General features: G+C 52.4%; 15 protein-coding genes. 4 read left to right on the top strand and 11 right to left on the bottom strand.

Features of this window, described 5'->3' with window-relative positions; translation table 11 throughout:
- Positions 1-318: 318 nt before the first annotated feature.
- From DT73_RS07920 to DT73_RS07965, 10 genes are all read right to left on the bottom strand, one after another.
- Positions 319-1,116 (bottom strand): PhzF family phenazine biosynthesis protein, encoded by a 798-nt coding sequence (locus tag DT73_RS07920; protein ID WP_036106633.1) that lies wholly within the window; start codon positions 1,114-1,116, stop codon positions 319-321.
- Between the two features lie 86 nt (positions 1,117-1,202).
- Positions 1,203-2,273, bottom strand: coding sequence for an AbrB family transcriptional regulator (locus tag DT73_RS07925; RefSeq protein ID WP_051691301.1), 1,071 nt, complete (start codon positions 2,271-2,273; stop codon positions 1,203-1,205).
- Positions 2,270-2,827 carry an isochorismatase family protein gene (locus DT73_RS07930; protein WP_036106636.1) on the bottom strand — a complete coding sequence of 186 codons (558 nt, stop codon included), beginning with the start codon at positions 2,825-2,827 and terminating at the stop codon, positions 2,270-2,272. Before DT73_RS07930 ends, DT73_RS07925 begins: the two co-directional genes overlap by 4 nt.
- Before the next feature lie 10 nt (positions 2,828-2,837).
- Complete coding sequence (locus DT73_RS07935; RefSeq protein WP_036106640.1) at positions 2,838-3,269, bottom strand: MarR family winged helix-turn-helix transcriptional regulator; 432 nt, start codon at positions 3,267-3,269, stop codon at positions 2,838-2,840.
- A gap of 150 nt (positions 3,270-3,419) precedes the next feature.
- Entirely contained in the window at positions 3,420-4,478 is a 1,059-nt protein-coding gene (gene ansB / locus DT73_RS07940; protein WP_036106642.1) for an L-asparaginase 2, read from the bottom strand.
- Positions 4,479-4,515: 37 nt separating this feature from the next.
- Positions 4,516-4,731 (bottom strand): hypothetical protein, encoded by a 216-nt coding sequence (locus DT73_RS07945; RefSeq protein ID WP_146211510.1) that lies wholly within the window; start codon positions 4,729-4,731, stop codon positions 4,516-4,518.
- An 8-nt stretch (positions 4,732-4,739) separates the two neighbouring features.
- Positions 4,740-5,696: an ABC transporter permease gene (locus DT73_RS07950; protein ID WP_036106647.1), complete on the bottom strand. Its 957-nt coding sequence runs from the start codon at positions 5,694-5,696 to the stop codon at positions 4,740-4,742.
- Positions 5,693-6,664: an ABC transporter permease gene (locus DT73_RS07955; protein ID WP_036106648.1), complete on the bottom strand. Its 972-nt coding sequence runs from the start codon at positions 6,662-6,664 to the stop codon at positions 5,693-5,695. The genes DT73_RS07950 and DT73_RS07955 overlap by 4 nt, the downstream gene beginning before the upstream one ends.
- Positions 6,657-8,141, bottom strand: coding sequence for a sugar ABC transporter ATP-binding protein (locus DT73_RS07960; protein ID WP_036106651.1), 1,485 nt, complete (start codon positions 8,139-8,141; stop codon positions 6,657-6,659). The genes DT73_RS07955 and DT73_RS07960 overlap by 8 nt, the downstream gene beginning before the upstream one ends.
- Positions 8,142-8,216: 75 nt before the next feature.
- Positions 8,217-9,200, bottom strand: coding sequence for an autoinducer 2 ABC transporter substrate-binding protein (locus tag DT73_RS07965; protein ID WP_036106927.1), 984 nt, complete (start codon positions 9,198-9,200; stop codon positions 8,217-8,219).
- Between the two features lie 505 nt (positions 9,201-9,705).
- On the opposite strand from DT73_RS07965, the gene DT73_RS07970 reads away from it, so the two are divergent.
- Positions 9,706-11,244, top strand: a complete 1,539-nt coding sequence (locus DT73_RS07970; protein ID WP_036106654.1) for a DUF2235 domain-containing protein — start codon at positions 9,706-9,708, stop codon at positions 11,242-11,244.
- A 49-nt stretch (positions 11,245-11,293) separates the two neighbouring features.
- Here DT73_RS07970 and DT73_RS07975 read toward each other — a convergent pair whose 3' ends face one another.
- Complete coding sequence (locus DT73_RS07975) at positions 11,294-12,016, bottom strand: GntR family transcriptional regulator (RefSeq protein WP_036106657.1); 723 nt, start codon at positions 12,014-12,016, stop codon at positions 11,294-11,296.
- Between the two features lie 296 nt (positions 12,017-12,312).
- On the opposite strand from DT73_RS07975, the gene DT73_RS07980 reads away from it, so the two are divergent.
- From DT73_RS07980 to DT73_RS07990, 3 genes are all read left to right on the top strand, one after another.
- Positions 12,313-13,932: an alpha-glucoside-specific PTS transporter subunit IIBC gene (locus DT73_RS07980; protein ID WP_036106660.1), complete on the top strand. Its 1,620-nt coding sequence runs from the start codon at positions 12,313-12,315 to the stop codon at positions 13,930-13,932.
- Positions 13,929-15,254 (top strand): 6-phospho-alpha-glucosidase, encoded by a 1,326-nt coding sequence (locus tag DT73_RS07985; RefSeq protein ID WP_036106662.1) that lies wholly within the window; start codon positions 13,929-13,931, stop codon positions 15,252-15,254. Before DT73_RS07980 ends, DT73_RS07985 begins: the two co-directional genes overlap by 4 nt.
- A 400-nt stretch (positions 15,255-15,654) precedes the next feature.
- Entirely contained in the window at positions 15,655-15,939 is a 285-nt protein-coding gene (locus tag DT73_RS07990) for a hypothetical protein (RefSeq protein ID WP_036106664.1), read from the top strand.
- The last annotated feature ends 385 nt before the right edge of the window (positions 15,940-16,324 follow it).

Genomic DNA, 16,324 nt, shown 5'->3' on the forward strand with positions numbered 1-16,324 from the left:
TAATGTTATTAAATTGTATACGTTATTAACTGAAATAACACATAATCCGTGCCTGATAAAAAATGGCGGTGTTCGTGTAATATTACGGAAACGATAGTTCAGCTAATGAAATAGTTACCTCATTTTACAGAAAAAACAGGGAGTGAAATATTTCCACTTTTGAAAATTTAAGAATATATTGTGCGTTTTTTCAAGAATGCAGTTTGCTGATGATATCACAGTGTGGCAGCCACAACCGTTAACAATGGTGCGAATAACACAATTACCACTGGGAAGGGAAGGCACTAAAATTGCCCCCCTGTGGTAATGCCCGGAAAATTACAGAGTAAAAGCCCCTACCAGCATAGTGCGCGCCTGCCCGCCAATGTTCACCCGGCCAGGTTCACCCAACGCGAGCGACAACTCACCACCACGCGCAGAAGCCTGGAACGCATGCAATTGCGTTTTCCCAAGCTCAGCGCACCAGTAAGCCGCCAGAGCGCAATGTGCAGAGCCGGTTACCGGGTCTTCATTCACCCCCACCCAGGGAGCAAAGTAACGCGAAACAATATCGAACCCATTTTCGCCACGGGCGCTCACCACAATTCCACGCCCGGGTAACGCCCGTAAGGCCGCAAAATCTGGTGCCAGCTGGCGTACAACAGCTTCGCTACTGACCACAATAAAATGCTTCTCACCGAACATGCCCTGTGCTGTTACTTGCTCATCAGTAAGCCCCAGTGCGGCAAGATATGCCAGCCCGGCAGGCACTGCCATATTGGGTGGCAACAGCGGGAAATCCATAGTGATTGCATCCCGCCCTGCCGTTACATGCAGCGGGCCAGAAAGGGTTGTGAATGTTAATGTTTCCCCGCTATTAAGCGCACCGGTTTGCTGTAAAACATGCGCAGTGGCGAGCGTACCGTGCCCGCACAAGTTAACTTCAGTAAGCGGGGTAAACCAGCGTAACTGCTGGCTGCCAGGGGTATAAAATGCCGTCTCGGAAACAGCCATTTCTGCGGCAATTTTTTGTAGCAGTGCATCAGGTAGTGGTTCGGGAGTAATACACACCCCGGCAGGGTTTCCGGAGAAGGCCTGGTGCGCGAATGCATCTACCAGGTACATAGCCAATTCCATGCAGACATCCTCTGTGTTAACGGCTGAGCCAATACCCAGTATCACACAGTCCTGGTATTCTGCGCACCTTAGCCAACAACTCAGGTTTACCTGGGCATGGAACGCCTTTGCATCCAGTTGGCTATCCAGCGTGATAACAGCGGCCCGGTAAGCATCACCAGAATAAAGCGCCCGGTTTGCATCGCCATCACGAAAGGCAAATCCACATTACTGGACGAAGCGATAATCGCCACCGAATCCGCACCACCCGGGCTGGTTGCCAGGTATGCGGTTAACGGGTCGATACCTGCGAACCGGACCAACAGCCAGGCAAACCCGGCACACACCGCCACCAGAGTTAATACGGAAAGCAGCACACGCGGCAACGCATGGGCTGCATGGCGCAGGATCTCTGCGGAAAAGCGCAAACCAATGCCCCAGCCAACAAACGCATAAGCCAGTGCCAGCAAGGTTTCTGGCAGTGTAATAGCCAAACCACCGGCATCTTGCGCAACCGTTGCCAGCACCAGTGCCAGTAACATGGGCCCGGCAGGGAGCTTAACCCAGTGAGCCAGCAATACGCTGCCAGCGATAACCAGCAAAGTGGCGCATAGTGGCCACAGAGGTACCGGAGCAAACCAGTTTATCTGGGCTGCGGCACCATCCGGAATATCGCTCACCCACAGGCGAGTTACCAGTGTGGCGACCAGCGCCACCACCATCACCCGCAAATACTGCATAAATGCCACCAGGCGCACATCGGCACCAAAGCTTTCCGCCATCAGTGTCATGGCGGTAGCGGCACCTGGAGAAGACCCCCAAATTGCCGTGGAACCAGGCAGAACCTGGTAGCGGGCTAACAGCCCTCCCAACACCAGGCTGGCGATAATAACCGAAACCACACACCCCAGAAACAGTGGCCACTGGCGAGCGATTTCGTGAAAAATCGAGGGAGGAATAGCGGCAGCAATCATAGCGCCCACCACGGCCTGCGCACTACGAAATAACGGGCGGGGAATACTCACCGGGCGGCTGGATGCCGCAAAACCAATAGCCGCAAACATCGGCCCCAGCAATAAAGCCGCCGGGATCTGTACCGCTTCCAGAACCAGAACCAGCAAGGCGGAAATCAGTACCAGCCCGCACCAGCGGGCCAGTGATGCCGGCGCCTTAATCACCTGGCGCTAACCTGTGCCAGAACATCGGCTGTGGTGCCGGTTTCCCCCAGGCGCGGGAAAATACGTTCAATACTGTTCGCATGGGTTTCTGCCGCCAGATCGGCCATTGCATCTACCGCCAGCGCCACGTTGTAACCCAGCTCATACGCCTGGCGGGCAGTGGATTCAACACCAATACTGGTTGCCACACCCACCACAATAACCTGGGTCACACCCCGTTGTTGCAGTTCACTATGCAGCGGCGTGTTGTTAAATGCGCCCCAGGAGTGTTTAGTAACAGTGATATCGCCAGCCTGTGGGGTCATCTCCGGGATAAGCGTTGCCCAGTTGGCAGGCAGTTCACCACTGTGGCGCGGCTGCTCTGTACGCCCGGGAGCGCCCCCGGCAACATTCACCAGCACCACGGGGAGCTGTGCGTTGCGAAAAGCGCCAACCAGTTGGGCGCATTTTTCAATAACCGGGCGAGTATCCTGCGCGGTAGGCAGAGAAACAATGCCATGTTGCAGGTCGATAACGATCAGTGCCGTATTGGCATCAAGGGTAGTAATAGCCATGTATAACCTCTCAGGATGAATAGTCAGCCAGTTTCTGGAGTAAAGGGACAAGTTGCGTTAATTGCTGCTGTTCTTCCTGTGAAAGCTGGCTCTCCATGGCTTGCAATAACCAGTCATCACGCATTGCGCGGTTAGCTGACACCAGCGCCTGGCAGGCTTCAGTGGCGTGGTAACGTGTTTTGCGCCCGTCGTTCGGGTCGGGTTCACCGGTTACCATGCCGGATGCCTGTAAACTGGCAACGGTTGCGCCCATTGACTGGGTTCGCACCCTTTCAGCATCTGCCAGTTCGGTAACCGTCATGGCGCCATCACGCACCAAATAGCCCAGCACAGCAACCTGAGACCAGGTTAAATCGCCAGGAGGTGCAGATGCGCGCAAACGGCGCGACAGCCTGCCAACCAGGCTGCGCAGGCTGGCAGCGGTTAGGGTTGAATCGTTCATTTTATGCGCTCCTTACTCCATACAGGCAGTCTACAGTTACGAAGGAAAACTTGGTAGTTTACCTTCGTATCATTTTGTAACCACCCGGTTAACAGGGACAAAAAAGCCCGCCAGCATGGAAACTGGCAGGCAGGGAATAACGATATTGTGTTAATACGAATCAAAAATAGCCTGGATACTTTCTGGCGACTCAGTTTGTGTCAAAGCCAGTTGCAGCAAGATGCGTGATTTCTGTGGGTTCAGTGTGCCTGCAGCCACAAAGCCATACCGGGCATCATCAATTTCCGCATCACGCGTGGTAGCGCCGCCAGGTACTCGCGAAGAGCGCACAACAGCAACACCCTGCCTGCGCACTTCAACCAGTGCATCAAACACCTGGTGGTAAAGATTACCGTTGCCCACACCGGCACTGACAATCCCTTGTGCGCCCTCGCCAGACAGCGCCTTCACTGGTGCCGCAGAGGCATTGGCGTAGTTATAGACAATATCCACCTTTGGCAGGGCATCAAGTTTGCTGACATCAAACACAGTCTGAGCCGGATGCCTGCGTGCAGAAACCCGCAGGTATTCGACCCGCCCATTGTGAACCAGCCCCAGTGGGCCAAAATTCGCGCCCTGGAAAGTCTGCACCCCGGTGGTGTGGGTTTTCGTCACGTCGCGGGCATCAAACACCATGTCATTCATTGCCACCAAAACACCCCGGCCCGCCGAGTGTTTATCTGCCGCAACCACCACTGCGTTATACAAATTAAATGGTCCGTCTGCGCTCATTGCGGTTGCCGGGCGCATCGCCCCCACAAGAACCACTGGTTTATCGCACTTTACCGTGAGATCAAGAAACCAGGCCGTTTCTTCCAGCGTGTCTGTACCGTGGGTAACCACAAAGCCATCGCTGGCCGCGCATTGTGCATTAATCTTTTTAGCTAATGACAACCACACTTTGTCATTCATGTCTTGTGAGCCAATATTTGCCACCTGCTCACCTTTAATAATGGCCATATCACTAAGCTGTGGCACTGCGGCAACTAACTGGTCAACATTAAACTGCCCGGCAACATAGTTAGATTGTGTGGCGGACTCGCCACCACCAGCGATGGTGCCACCGGTTGCCAACAGAGTGATTGTTGGTAAGGTTTGCGCAAAAACGGAAACGGGGGAAACGAGTGAAAAAACAAATGCACTTGATATAAACGAACGGGGAATGACCATTCTCAACTCTCCTGTCGAGGCTATATTCCAGTAAGGGCTATGTATTCCAGTAACCGTGCGCCTTCCCACCGCCGGGCGATAAAAACACCAACACCCGCCCAGGAAAACGCCACGGCATTATCACCAGGTACTGGTTTTTTTCTGTGATACATCCCCAGGGAATCCCGTTCCCACCCGGCAAAATACCCGGCTTGCGGTACAGGCCGCAAAATTGCCGGCCAGCCAGTGCCCGGCGGGCTCGTTCAACCTTCACGACAAGTTTCAACCAGGCCGGGATACCCCCATCATGCCGCGTACCTGAATAAAGCACAGCAATAATGAGCCCCACAGTGCCATGGTAAGATAAGGGCTGACCCCCATCATGTTAAAGCCACTTTCAATGGTTTGCAGGAGAAACAACGCCAGCACCATACCAATAATACGCCCGCTGCCACCATCGGGGTTCACCCCGCCCAGAACCGCCGCCAGAATAGACACCAGCAGGTAAGATTCCCCATAAGAGGCTTTGGCAGAATTCAGTTTGGACATCATTAAAAATGCGGCAACCGCACACAACAGTGCGGAAATCATATACACCTGAATCAGCACCCGGCGGGTATTAATCCCGGCATAGTGTGTCGCCCGTTCGTTAGAGCCAATCAGGTAGATGGCACGGCCCAACGGGCTTTTCTCCAGCAGAACCCACAGCCCAAGCGCTACCAGCGCAAACAGCCATAAAGGCAACGGGATACCAAACCACTGAGCATGGTTCAGCCACAACACCCAGTCCGGATAATTGGCAATGGCACTGCCGCCGGTTATCAAAATATTGATACCTTTCAGCAGGGTCATCATGCCAAGGGTTGCCAGAATGGGCGATACCCGTATCCCGGCAATCAATACGCCATTACATAAACCGATAAGCACCGCAGTGCCGGCACCGGCACCCAATGCACCGAGTGCCGATATCCAGCCAGGTGGATAACTGGTTGCCACCCAGGCCATAACCAAAGAGCAGGCGTTGGCCGTGCCAATAATCGACAGGTTGATCCCACCGCATAACATAGTCATCGCCATTGCCAGCGCCAGGATCCCCAGCACCGGCATTTGTGACGCCACTGACTGAAAGTTACTGACCGACCAGAAAATATCCGGCATCAGTACACTGAAAGCAGCCACCACCAGCAACAACAACCCCACCAGGTAAAACTCCACATTATTACGCCAGGCGATTTTCATAACAGACTCCGGTTCTGGTGCTGGCTCCAGGCAGTCGCACTGATACTCACAACAATGATGCTGCCGGTAATCAGTGTTTGCCAGTAAGAGGATACGCCCAGTAAATTCAGGCCGTTTTGTACTACCGCCAGTAAAATCACCCCTAATAATGTACCGGTGAGCGTACCCCGGCCGCCCACCAGACTGGTTCCGCCCAGCACCACCGCCGCCAGCACTGTCAGTTCATAGCCCAGCAGTGAATCAGGCGCCACGGTTTGAACTGTCCAGGCCTGAACCACACCCGCCACACCCGAAAGAAAACCCATATAGCCATAAACAAACAGGTGCAGCCGCAACACACTGAAGCCAATCCGGCTGGCAGATTCCCGGTTGCCGCCCATGGCGTAAATCTTGCGGCCAGTGGTGGTGAAATTCATGATAAGCCCGGTCAGTGCCACCACCGACAGCATCGCCAGTAATGGCAGGCTCAGCCCGTAGTCATAGCCATCTGCATCTGTGTATTTGAACAGCATGATGCCTTTTTCGAACCAGGGGGGAAAATCGTACAGCCACACCCCTTTGCTCAGCCATAACAGCAGGCCATAGAAAATATTCAGCGTGGAAATAGTAATGATGATAGACGGCACATTCAGGCGATTAACCAGCAGAGCATTGACCAGGCCCAGCAGCACACCGATACCGCCTGCCAATAAAAACGCCACGGCAAAGTTGCCGCCAATGTGGTGCAACAGCAACACCATGCCGTACTGGGCAATAATGGTCATGGCGGGAAAAGAAATATCAATACCGCCAGAAATCAGCACCATAAACAGCCCGCAGGCCAGAATGGTTAACATGGCGTAGTTATTCACCAGGTCATACAGGTTACTCAGGGTAAAAAACTCATCGCTTTTCCAGGCCAACCCGGCAAACAGCACCACAATCAGTAGCCCCAGCCAGGTTTCGTGGCGTTTGAATAAATCAGCCATTGACCACCCCGGCTATCATCTCTTGTGTACTGTTTTCTGGCAGGAAACTGTGGGTTAACCGCCCCTGCTGCATCACCAGAATCCGGTGGCTCTGGTACCAGGCTTCTTCAATTTCATCGCAAATCATCACTACCGCGATACCATGGTTCGCCAGGTCGCTGATAATCTGGTAAATCCCGGCTTTGTTGGCGATATCCACACCAACCGTTGGGCTGTCGAGAATCAATAACCGGGGAGTAATCGCCAGCCATTTGGCAATTGATACCCGCTGGGCGTTCCCCCCCGATAACGTATTCACCGGCAAATGAACATCAGGCACTTTAATGCTCAGCGCTTTTACCAGGCGGGACACCAGGCCCCGGCAACGGGTTTCATCAATCAGCCCCACAGTATTAGTGACCTGCGGGAACACCGTGCTGATAACGTTATTCTCGATAGACTGCGCCATTACCAGCCCACGGTTCATCCGGTCTTCTGAGACATAACCAATGCCCTGGCTGATAGCATCCTGGTTACTGCGCAGTTTCACCGGGCGGCCATTAATGCGGATTTCACCGCTGTCTGGCCGGGTGAGCCCGAACAGGCTCAGACAAAGTTCAGTGCGCCCGGCACCCAGCAGCCCGACAATGGACACCACTTCTCCGGCCTCCACCTGAAACGACACATCCTGGTATTCCCTGGCCCGTGACAAGTTCACGACTTCCAGCACCGGCGTACTACCCGCACTCTGGCGCAGTGCGCGGGTCTGGTATTCAAACTGCTGCCCCGTCATCAGGAAACCCAGGTGTTGCGTTGTCATATCGGCTGCCGGGTACGTGCCCACAAGTTCACCATCCTTAAGAACCGTGATGTTGTCCGACACCGCCAGCACTTCTTCAAGCCGGTGGCTGACAAACACCACACAGATACCTTTTTCCCGAAGCTGGCGCACCACCGCCAGCAACCCTTCCACTTCCTGGTGGGTTAGCGAAGCCGTGGGCTCATCCATAATAATCAGCCTGGCATCCTGGGCCAGCGCACGGCAAATAGCCACCAACTGGCAACGGGCAATAGACAGCGATTCCACCGGGGCATCCAGTGGCAGGGAAACATGAATACTCGCCATTGCCTGTTCAGCAACCAGGCGTAGTGCCCGGCGTTTCACCAGCCAGCCGTGGTGGTAGTGGTTGACGGCAATGTTTTCCCACACACTCAGGTTGGGAAACAGCGAGAGATCCTGGTAAATCACCTGGATCCCCTGAGCAACAGATGCCGAAGGCGTCAGGCGCGACCAGTGCTGGCCGCCAAGAGTTATCTGCGCACCGTCATCAGGGCGGTAAACCCCGGAAATAATTTTGATCAGTGTGGATTTGCCACAACCATTTTGCCCGGCAAGGCAGTGCACTTCACCGGGCAGAAAATCGAGCGCCACGTCGTTAAGCGCACGGGTGCCGTGAAAGGTTTTACTGATATGACGCAGTGAAAGAAACGGTTCCATAATCGTAATCCACCCGGTCCTGGTGCTGGCACCAACCGGCCAGAGGGCATAACCGCCCCCGGCCTTGTACCAAACTCAATACAGCGAATCGATATTGTCTTTATTCACCAACAACACTTTGTGGAAGCGAATGATATGTTTATCCATATCCACTTCCGCTTTCCCCAGGTTCTTCACTTCAAAGTCAGGTTTGATGGCGCCGCCGTTCAGCAACGTACTGGCGACAGCCGTCAGTGCATAACCAGCCGTTGCCGGATCGTAGGTGATCCCTTCAGTAATATCGCCACTGCGGATCAGCGAAGCAGCCTGCGACGGGATCATCATGCCGTACACCGCCACTTTGTTTTTCGCGCGTTTTTCTTTCACTGCACGGCCTGCGCCAATTGGCCCGTTAGAACCGAAGGAGACAATGGCTTTCAGGTCCGGGTAGGTTTTCATCAGATCCAGCGTGGTGCGGCGTGAATCATCCACGCTTTCCGCAACTGGCATACGGCGGGTCACTTCATGCATTTGGGGGTAATGCTCTTTCTGGTATTTCACCAGCAAATCTGCCCACAGGTTATGCTGCGGCACTGTCAGGCTGCCCACATAGATAACGTAGCCGCCTTTACCGCCCATACGCTTCGCCATGTGCTCAACGTATTCAGCCGCAAATTTCTGGTTATCAATAATTTCGATATCCCAGTTAGCGCTGGGTTGCCCCGGGGATTCATTGGTTAACACCACAATACCGGCATCGCGCGCTTTCTTGAACGCAGGTTCCAGTACGTTGGCATCATTCGGAACAATGGTGATGGCATTCACTTTGCGGGCAATCAGGTCTTCAATGATTTTAACCTGTTGCGGCGCATCGGTACTGGCAGGCCCAACCTGGGAGGCATTCACGCCAAAGTCTTTTCCCGCCTGTACCACCCCTTCCCCCATGCGGTTAAACCAGGGCATACCATCAACTTTGGAAATATTCACCACCGTTTTTTCTTCGGCGTGCAACGGCGCAGACAACACCGCCGCCCCCATCAGTAATGCAGACAACATACTGGCAATAAATTGCTTACTCATTTTCAGCCTCATATTTATTCGTCAGGACAGCGGTAAGAAAATGCGGCATACACAACAGACCATGAAATGTTGCCGCTTATCATGATTTTGTTACGTTTTTTTAACGACAGTCAGATTTGAAAATAGTTGGCGCGTCGGAAATATCCTGCTGGAAATATGGATAAACGCGCTGTTATTTTTCTATGTGATGAGACTCACGCCCTGATGCAAAATTAATTGGGAATTACGTGAAAAATTAGCATCCGTGAAATACGACGTAGTTTAAAACCCCGCAAATACCAGCTCTCACATCCCGTTTTCCTGATTATTATTGGGACTCAGTACTGGTTTTCCCAAAAATGCGAAAAAAGCATGAATAGCCAGCGGCATACATCAGCCGGAGTAGCCCACAAGCCTTACCATGGCAGCAATAAAAATAGCCAAAATGTAATAACCATGAACTATAAATGGATAATTGCCCTGTCTTTCAGGGCCGCGAAAACAACCCTACACACAGGATATAACCATGCTCAATCTTATTATTTGTTGTGATGGTACCTGGAATACGCCAGATCAAATGGACGACGACCTCCCGGCGCCAACTAATGTAGTGAAACTCTATAACGCGCTGGAGAACAACCCGGCACAACGCCGTTATTATCACCCCGGGGTGGGCACAGACGGCACCTGGCTTCAGCGCATGGCCGGAGGAGGCACCGGTGCAGGCCTGAATGAAAATATTATGAGTGCTTACGGGTGGCTGACACAAAATTACCAGCCAGAAGCGCGTATCTGGTTATTCGGATTCAGCCGTGGTTCCTGGACCGTGCGCAGCCTTGGCGGAATGATTGCCCGCTGTGGTTTGCTGGACCCGGTTGCGTCGAAAATGGATGAAAAACAACGCTGGGCAGCAATTAAAGACCTGTTCGAGATCTACAAGACCCCAGAAAATGAGGCTAAACCGGTAACCGCTACTGCACAGCGCGCTTTTTTCAATGTGGCGCAGGGGGCACCCACCCGGCACAGTGTCAGTATTGAATTTATTGGCGTGTGGGACACAGTCGGTGCGCTGGGTGTGCCGGATGATATGGCTTTGCTCAACCTGCTGGACAACCCGGACAATTACCGCTTCCACGATACCAATCTGAGTAACATTGTGAAGCACGCGCGCCACGCCATTGCCATAGATGAAAAGCGCCAGAGCTTTTCCCCCACCTTGTGGAGCAATGAAACAGCCCATACGGATATGAAGCAAATCTGGTTTCCTGGTGTCCATGCTGATGTGGGCGGGGGCTATGGGCAAAGTGCGTTATCAGACGGAGCCCTGCAATGGATGATGGAAGAAGCGCAGGCCTGTGAGCTGGCGTTTCGCACGGATACCATGGCGCAGCTTCACCCGGATTATTTGGGCTACCTGCATGATTCCGTTACCGGTGTCTTTAAATCGCTGAAAACCCGCCCGCGGAATGTGCCCTGCTTTACCACGCAAACCAGCCAGTTACACTCGTCTGCATTAAACCGCTACCACAACCCACCGCTGACCCAGGGTGGCTACTGGCCTACCACAGTGTTGGCTGAAGGTGGCGATACAACTGTCACGGTGTTTGCCCGTGAGCACTGGAATGCAACCGGGTTGTACCTGGAAGCCGGGAAAACTTACCACCTTCAGGCACAGGGTGAATGGATGGATAGTGACATCCCCAGTGGCCCGGCAGGCTGCGATAACGGCAAATTTCAGTTGAGCAAACTGGCACACAGCGTTTCATCACTGTTAGGTAAAGCCGAAACGCTCTACCAGAAATTCACCCATAACCACACCGCTGATTTCTGGTACACCAAACGTGAGGAACAGTACCCCTGGTTCGCGCTGGTTGGTATGGTTGCCAACGATTTTCCTTCGGGAAGCCAGCAGGATGAAAAATTACCCCATGAAGTCTTTCTGATTGGTGACACAACCACCTTCACACCTAAGGCAAGCGGCTACCTCTACGCTTTCGCCAATGATGCATGGCAAACCTACCACAATAATCGCGGTAGCGTCGCGCTAACAGTCACCTGTAAGTAGCCCGCACCAGAGAGCAGCGCCAGTACCCTGCCTGCTGCTCTCTGACCACTCACAATAACGGCTGTTGCGGCGCACTACGGCGCAAATGGTAATCCACCTGGTATTCGCGAGTATTACGGTACATTACCGAGTAATTGAGGAATACCCCGCTGTCGTTGTAAGACAACGAACTGATCCTAAGCAAAGGCGTGTGCTCAGCAACATTTAGCCGTTCAGCCAGTTGCCGGTCTGCCAGCACGGGTGTCAGGCTTTCATAGTTGCCACTAATCGTCAGCCCACACTCTTTCTCAATATAATCAAACTTCGACCCTTCAAGATGCGCCAGCGATAAATAAGGAAACAGCACGACAGGCATATAGCTGTCTTCCAGCATCAAAGGCTTACCATCCACGTAACGCAGGCGGCGGGAAAACCAGATCCGGTCATTCAGCTGCACCCGCAGTTGCCGGGCAATTGCAGGCGGTGCGGGCATCACTTCAAATTTCAGCACCTGGCTGGCAACCTCTTTGCCCTGCAGGCGCAGCACTTCCGCCAGGCCGCATAAACTGTTGGTTTCATGGTGAACATCTTTGCGGGCGACAAACGTGCCACTGCCATGGCGGCGAACCACCAGCCCCCAGCTCACCAGTAAATCCAGCGCGTTGCGAATTGTCATGCGCGCCACACCAAATTCCTGTGCCAGCGCCTTTTCACCAGGCAACGGGCTGCCCACAGCATAATCCGATGAATTAAGGCGCACCCGTAACCGTTCTGCAATTGATTTATAGATCACTACTGGACCTCTTTTTGCCTCAGCCATGAGTAAAATGAACTGGCGTTTCCGTTATAAAGTTATTTAAAAACAATTAACTAATAGAAAAACCAGTAACACATCTTCAGCCAGTTTCTGCACTTGTCTGGTTTCACAATAAAAAGTAGACATCATGCGCTGTAATTAAACTTTGAAAGCTATCACAAACCCGGTGTTCTCACCCGGCCATCGCATGCGCCAGTTCTTATTCTCAATACCGGCCAGCACGACAATGAAATAAGGCCTCTTACCCGGTTGGTTTATGTGAGGATTTTACAATGCTCAGTCAAATACAACGTTTCGGCGGTGCGATGTTCACCCCGGTATTATTATTTCCGTTTGCAGGAATGGTTGTTGGCATAGCTATTATGCTCAGCAACCCGCTTTTTGTCGGGGAGTCACTGACCGCGCCGGAAAGCTTATTTGCACAAATTGTTCATATTATCGAAGAAGGTGGCTGGAGCGTATTTCGCAATATGCCCCTGATCTTCGCCGTCGGCCTGCCCATTGGCCTGGCAAAGCAGGCTCAGGCCAGAGCGTGCCTTGCCGTACTAATCAGTTTCCTCACCTGGAACTATTTTATTAATGCCATGGGAATGACCTGGGGAAATTTTTTCGGCGTAGATTTTACTCAGGATCCTGTTGCAGGAAGTGGCCTGACACTGATAGCCGGAATAAAAACTCTGGATACCAGTATTATTGGCGCAATTGCTATATCCGGCATAGTTACGGCATTACATAACCGTTTTTTCGATAAACCCTTACCCGTTTTTCTGGGTATTTTTCAGGGCACGTCATTTGTTGTAATTATTGCATTTCTGGTAATGATCCCCTGTGCCTGGCTGACATTACTGGGCTGGCCGAAAATCCAGATGGGCATTGAATCATTACAGGCATTTTTACGCACTGCCGGTGCCACTGGCGTGTGGATCTATACCTTCCTGGAACGCATTCTGATCCCCACCGGGCTGCACCACTTTATTTACGGCCCGTTTATCTTTGGCCCGGCCGCGGTCGAAGGCGGTATTCAGGTTTACTGGGCACAACATTTACAAGAATTCAGCAACAGCAGCGAACCATTGAAAGCGCTGTTCCCTGAAGGCGGTTTTGCCTTACACGGTAATTCCAAGGTGTTTGGCTCAGTTGGAATTGCCCTTGCGCTGTATGTCACTGCCGCGCCAGAAAACCGGGTAAAAGTTGCCGGGTTGTTGATCCCGGCCACACTCACCGCCGTTCTGGTGGGCATTACCGAACCACTGGAGTTCACATTCCTGTTTATCTCCCCGCTGCTGTTTGCCGTGCATGCCGTGCTGGCTGCCACCATGGCGACAGTGATGTACCTGTGTGGCGTAGTTGGCAACTTTGGCGGCGGCTTACTGGACCAGTTTTTACCCCAAAACTGGATCCCGATGTTCCACCACCACAGCGGCATGATGTTCACCCAAATTGGGGTCGGCCTGTGTTTCACCGCACTCTATTTTGTGGTGTTTCGCACCCTGATTCTGCGGCTCAACCTGAAAACCCCCGGCCGTGAAGCCAGTGAAGTGCGCCTGTACAGCAAGGCCGACTACCAGGCTGCCCGCGGAAAAACCCCGGCCCCTGCCACCAGAGATACCCGTACCGGCCAGGCCTTCGGGTTCCTGGAAGCGCTGGGCGGAGCCGCCAATATCGACAGCATCAATAACTGCGCCACCCGCCTGCGTATTGCCCTGGTGGATATAGCGCAAACCCAAAGTGACGACGTTTTCAAAGCCCTTGGCGCTCATGGCGTGGTGCGCCATGGCAACAGTATCCAGGTGATTGTCGGGCTGCATGTTCCGCAGGTGCGGGACCAACTTGAAAGCCTGATGAAAACCGCTTTAACGAATGAATCCAACACCATGACGGAGGCAGTATGACAAATAAATTTTCAGTGGTAATCGCCGGTGGCGGCAGTACCTTTACCCCAGGCATTGTGCTCATGTTGCTGGCGAACCAGGACCGCTTCCCGTTACGAGCGCTGAAATTCTATGACAACGATGGCGCACGCCAGGAAGTTATCGCCGAAGCCTGCAAAGTAATTCTGCAGGAGCAGGCGCCTGATATCGCGTTCAGCTACACCACAGACCCAAAAGAAGCCTTTACTGACGTGGACTTTGTGATGGCCCATATCCGCGTGGGTAAATACCCCATGCGTGAGCAGGATGAAAAAATCCCCTTGCGCCATGGTGTTCTGGGCCAGGAAACCTGTGGCCCGGGTGGAATTGCCTACGGCATGCGCTCTATTGGCGGCGTACTGGAACTGGTGGATTACATGGAGCAATACTCCCCCAATGCCTGGATGCTGAATTACTCCAACCCGGCGGCCATTGTTGCAGAAGCCACCCGCAGACTGCGGCCAAATGCAAAAATACTTAATATTTGCGATATGCCCATTGGCATTGAAGGGCGCATGGCGCAAATTGTCGGGCTGAAAGACCGCAAGCAAATGCGTGTACGTTACTACGGCCTGAACCACTTCGGCTGGTGGACCCAAATCGAAGATTTGGCAGGTAATGATTTAATGCCACAGTTGAAAGCCTATGTGGCGCAACACGGCTATGTTCCCCCGGCAAAAGATACCCATACCGAAGCCAGCTGGAACGATACCTTTGCCAAAGCAAAAGATGTCCAGGCGCTGGACAGCGCAACCCTGCCCAATACCTACCTGAAGTATTACCTGTTCCCGGATTATGTGGTGGCTCACTCCAACCCGGAAAGAACGCGGGCAAACGAAGTAATGGACCACCGTGAAAAACAGGTATTTGGTGCCTGCCGGGCCATTATTGAAGCAGGGAATTCCAGTGCGGGAGAACTGGAAATCGACGAACATGCTTCTTACATTGTTGACCTGGCTGCTGCCATTGCGTTCAACACCCAGGAGCGCATGTTGCTGATTGTTCCCAACAATGGCGCAATTGCCAACTTTGATGCCGATGCCATGGTGGAGATCCCCTGCCTGGTTGGGAAGAACGGGCCGGAACCCCTGACTGTTGGCGAAATCCCGCATTTCCAGAAAGGGATGATGGGCCAGCAGGTGGCGGTGGAAAAACTGGTGGTGGATGCCTGGGAACAGCATTCTTACCAAAAGCTGTGGCAGGCCATTACCCTGTCAAAAACAGTGCCCAGCGCCACGGTTGCCAAAGCGATTCTCGATGACCTTATTGAGGCGAATAAAGCATACTGGCCTGAATTAAACTAACCCTTCCTTTTGTTGCTTCCCGCTCGCCCGGGAAGCAACGCTCCCGAAAGCCGGATAACGGCAAACCAACTCTGATTACCCCGCCCCCAGGCAGCACAATATTTATACGGCAGATAATGCTGCAACTGCTTTCCACCGTGAAAAGAGTAACCAAAAAGAGAACCACACTCAGCATGATGCACGGGTATTATCGCTGTCTGAAAAACATACTACAAAAGCCCCAAAAACCATTGCAGCGGTTAATTAACAACATAGTGATTTAAATCAAAATGCATCTCCCCCAAAACGCGGAGAAATACCGTAAAAGACTATTAAAACTTTTCCTGGCGCCAGGTTCTGGTTCTTAGCTGCGCCAATTTGCAAGGCAACTTAAAGATGGATTTAATGTGAGGTTTCGATAATGGAAACTGTGGTACAAGGCTCTAACTCACTGGGTGAATATTTTACTCTGTTACTGGATAAAACCCAGTACGACAAAGACGCTATTCTGAAAGCCAGTTATGGTTTAGCCGAGTATTATTTTGTGCATATTACCAAAGCAACCACTGAAAAATTGGCAATCTCTTTCTATACCAAAAATATCACCGGCACCCCTTTAGTGATTGAGAACGCGGTAACCCTGTTCTTAAACGCACTGCATGCCACCCCGCCAGCGCCATTGCCACTGGCAGAAACCCACCATTGAAGGTGTTCCGGCTAATGGCATACTTTACTTTGCCATGAAGTCACTTTATGCTGGCTCACTACCTGGGGAATATATTAATCAGCCGCCCAATAATGAATAACATGGTTATTCCCCGGAAAGCGTAACTGAGCCAGAATTACTTTAAAAAAAAGCCCCATAGCTGAAACAATTCAGCTTATGCAATTCGCAACATTCCGGTTGCAATTTCACCCGTTAGATCATCCCCTTTTAATAAACACCGCCGGGCAGTACGTTTTGCCATACCAACGGTATTATTCGGCTGCCGTTATACCAGCAATGGATCATAGTTCGGTCTGGCAGGTAACTGCTGGCGTCTCCAGGTAATATGGCATGAATTAAATAAATTCATAAATTGAGTGCTGCA

The sequence above is a fragment of the Mangrovibacter sp. MFB070 genome (genome assembly GCF_000705335.1).
GTDB classification, from domain to species: domain Bacteria; phylum Pseudomonadota; class Gammaproteobacteria; order Enterobacterales; family Enterobacteriaceae; genus Mangrovibacter; species Mangrovibacter plantisponsor.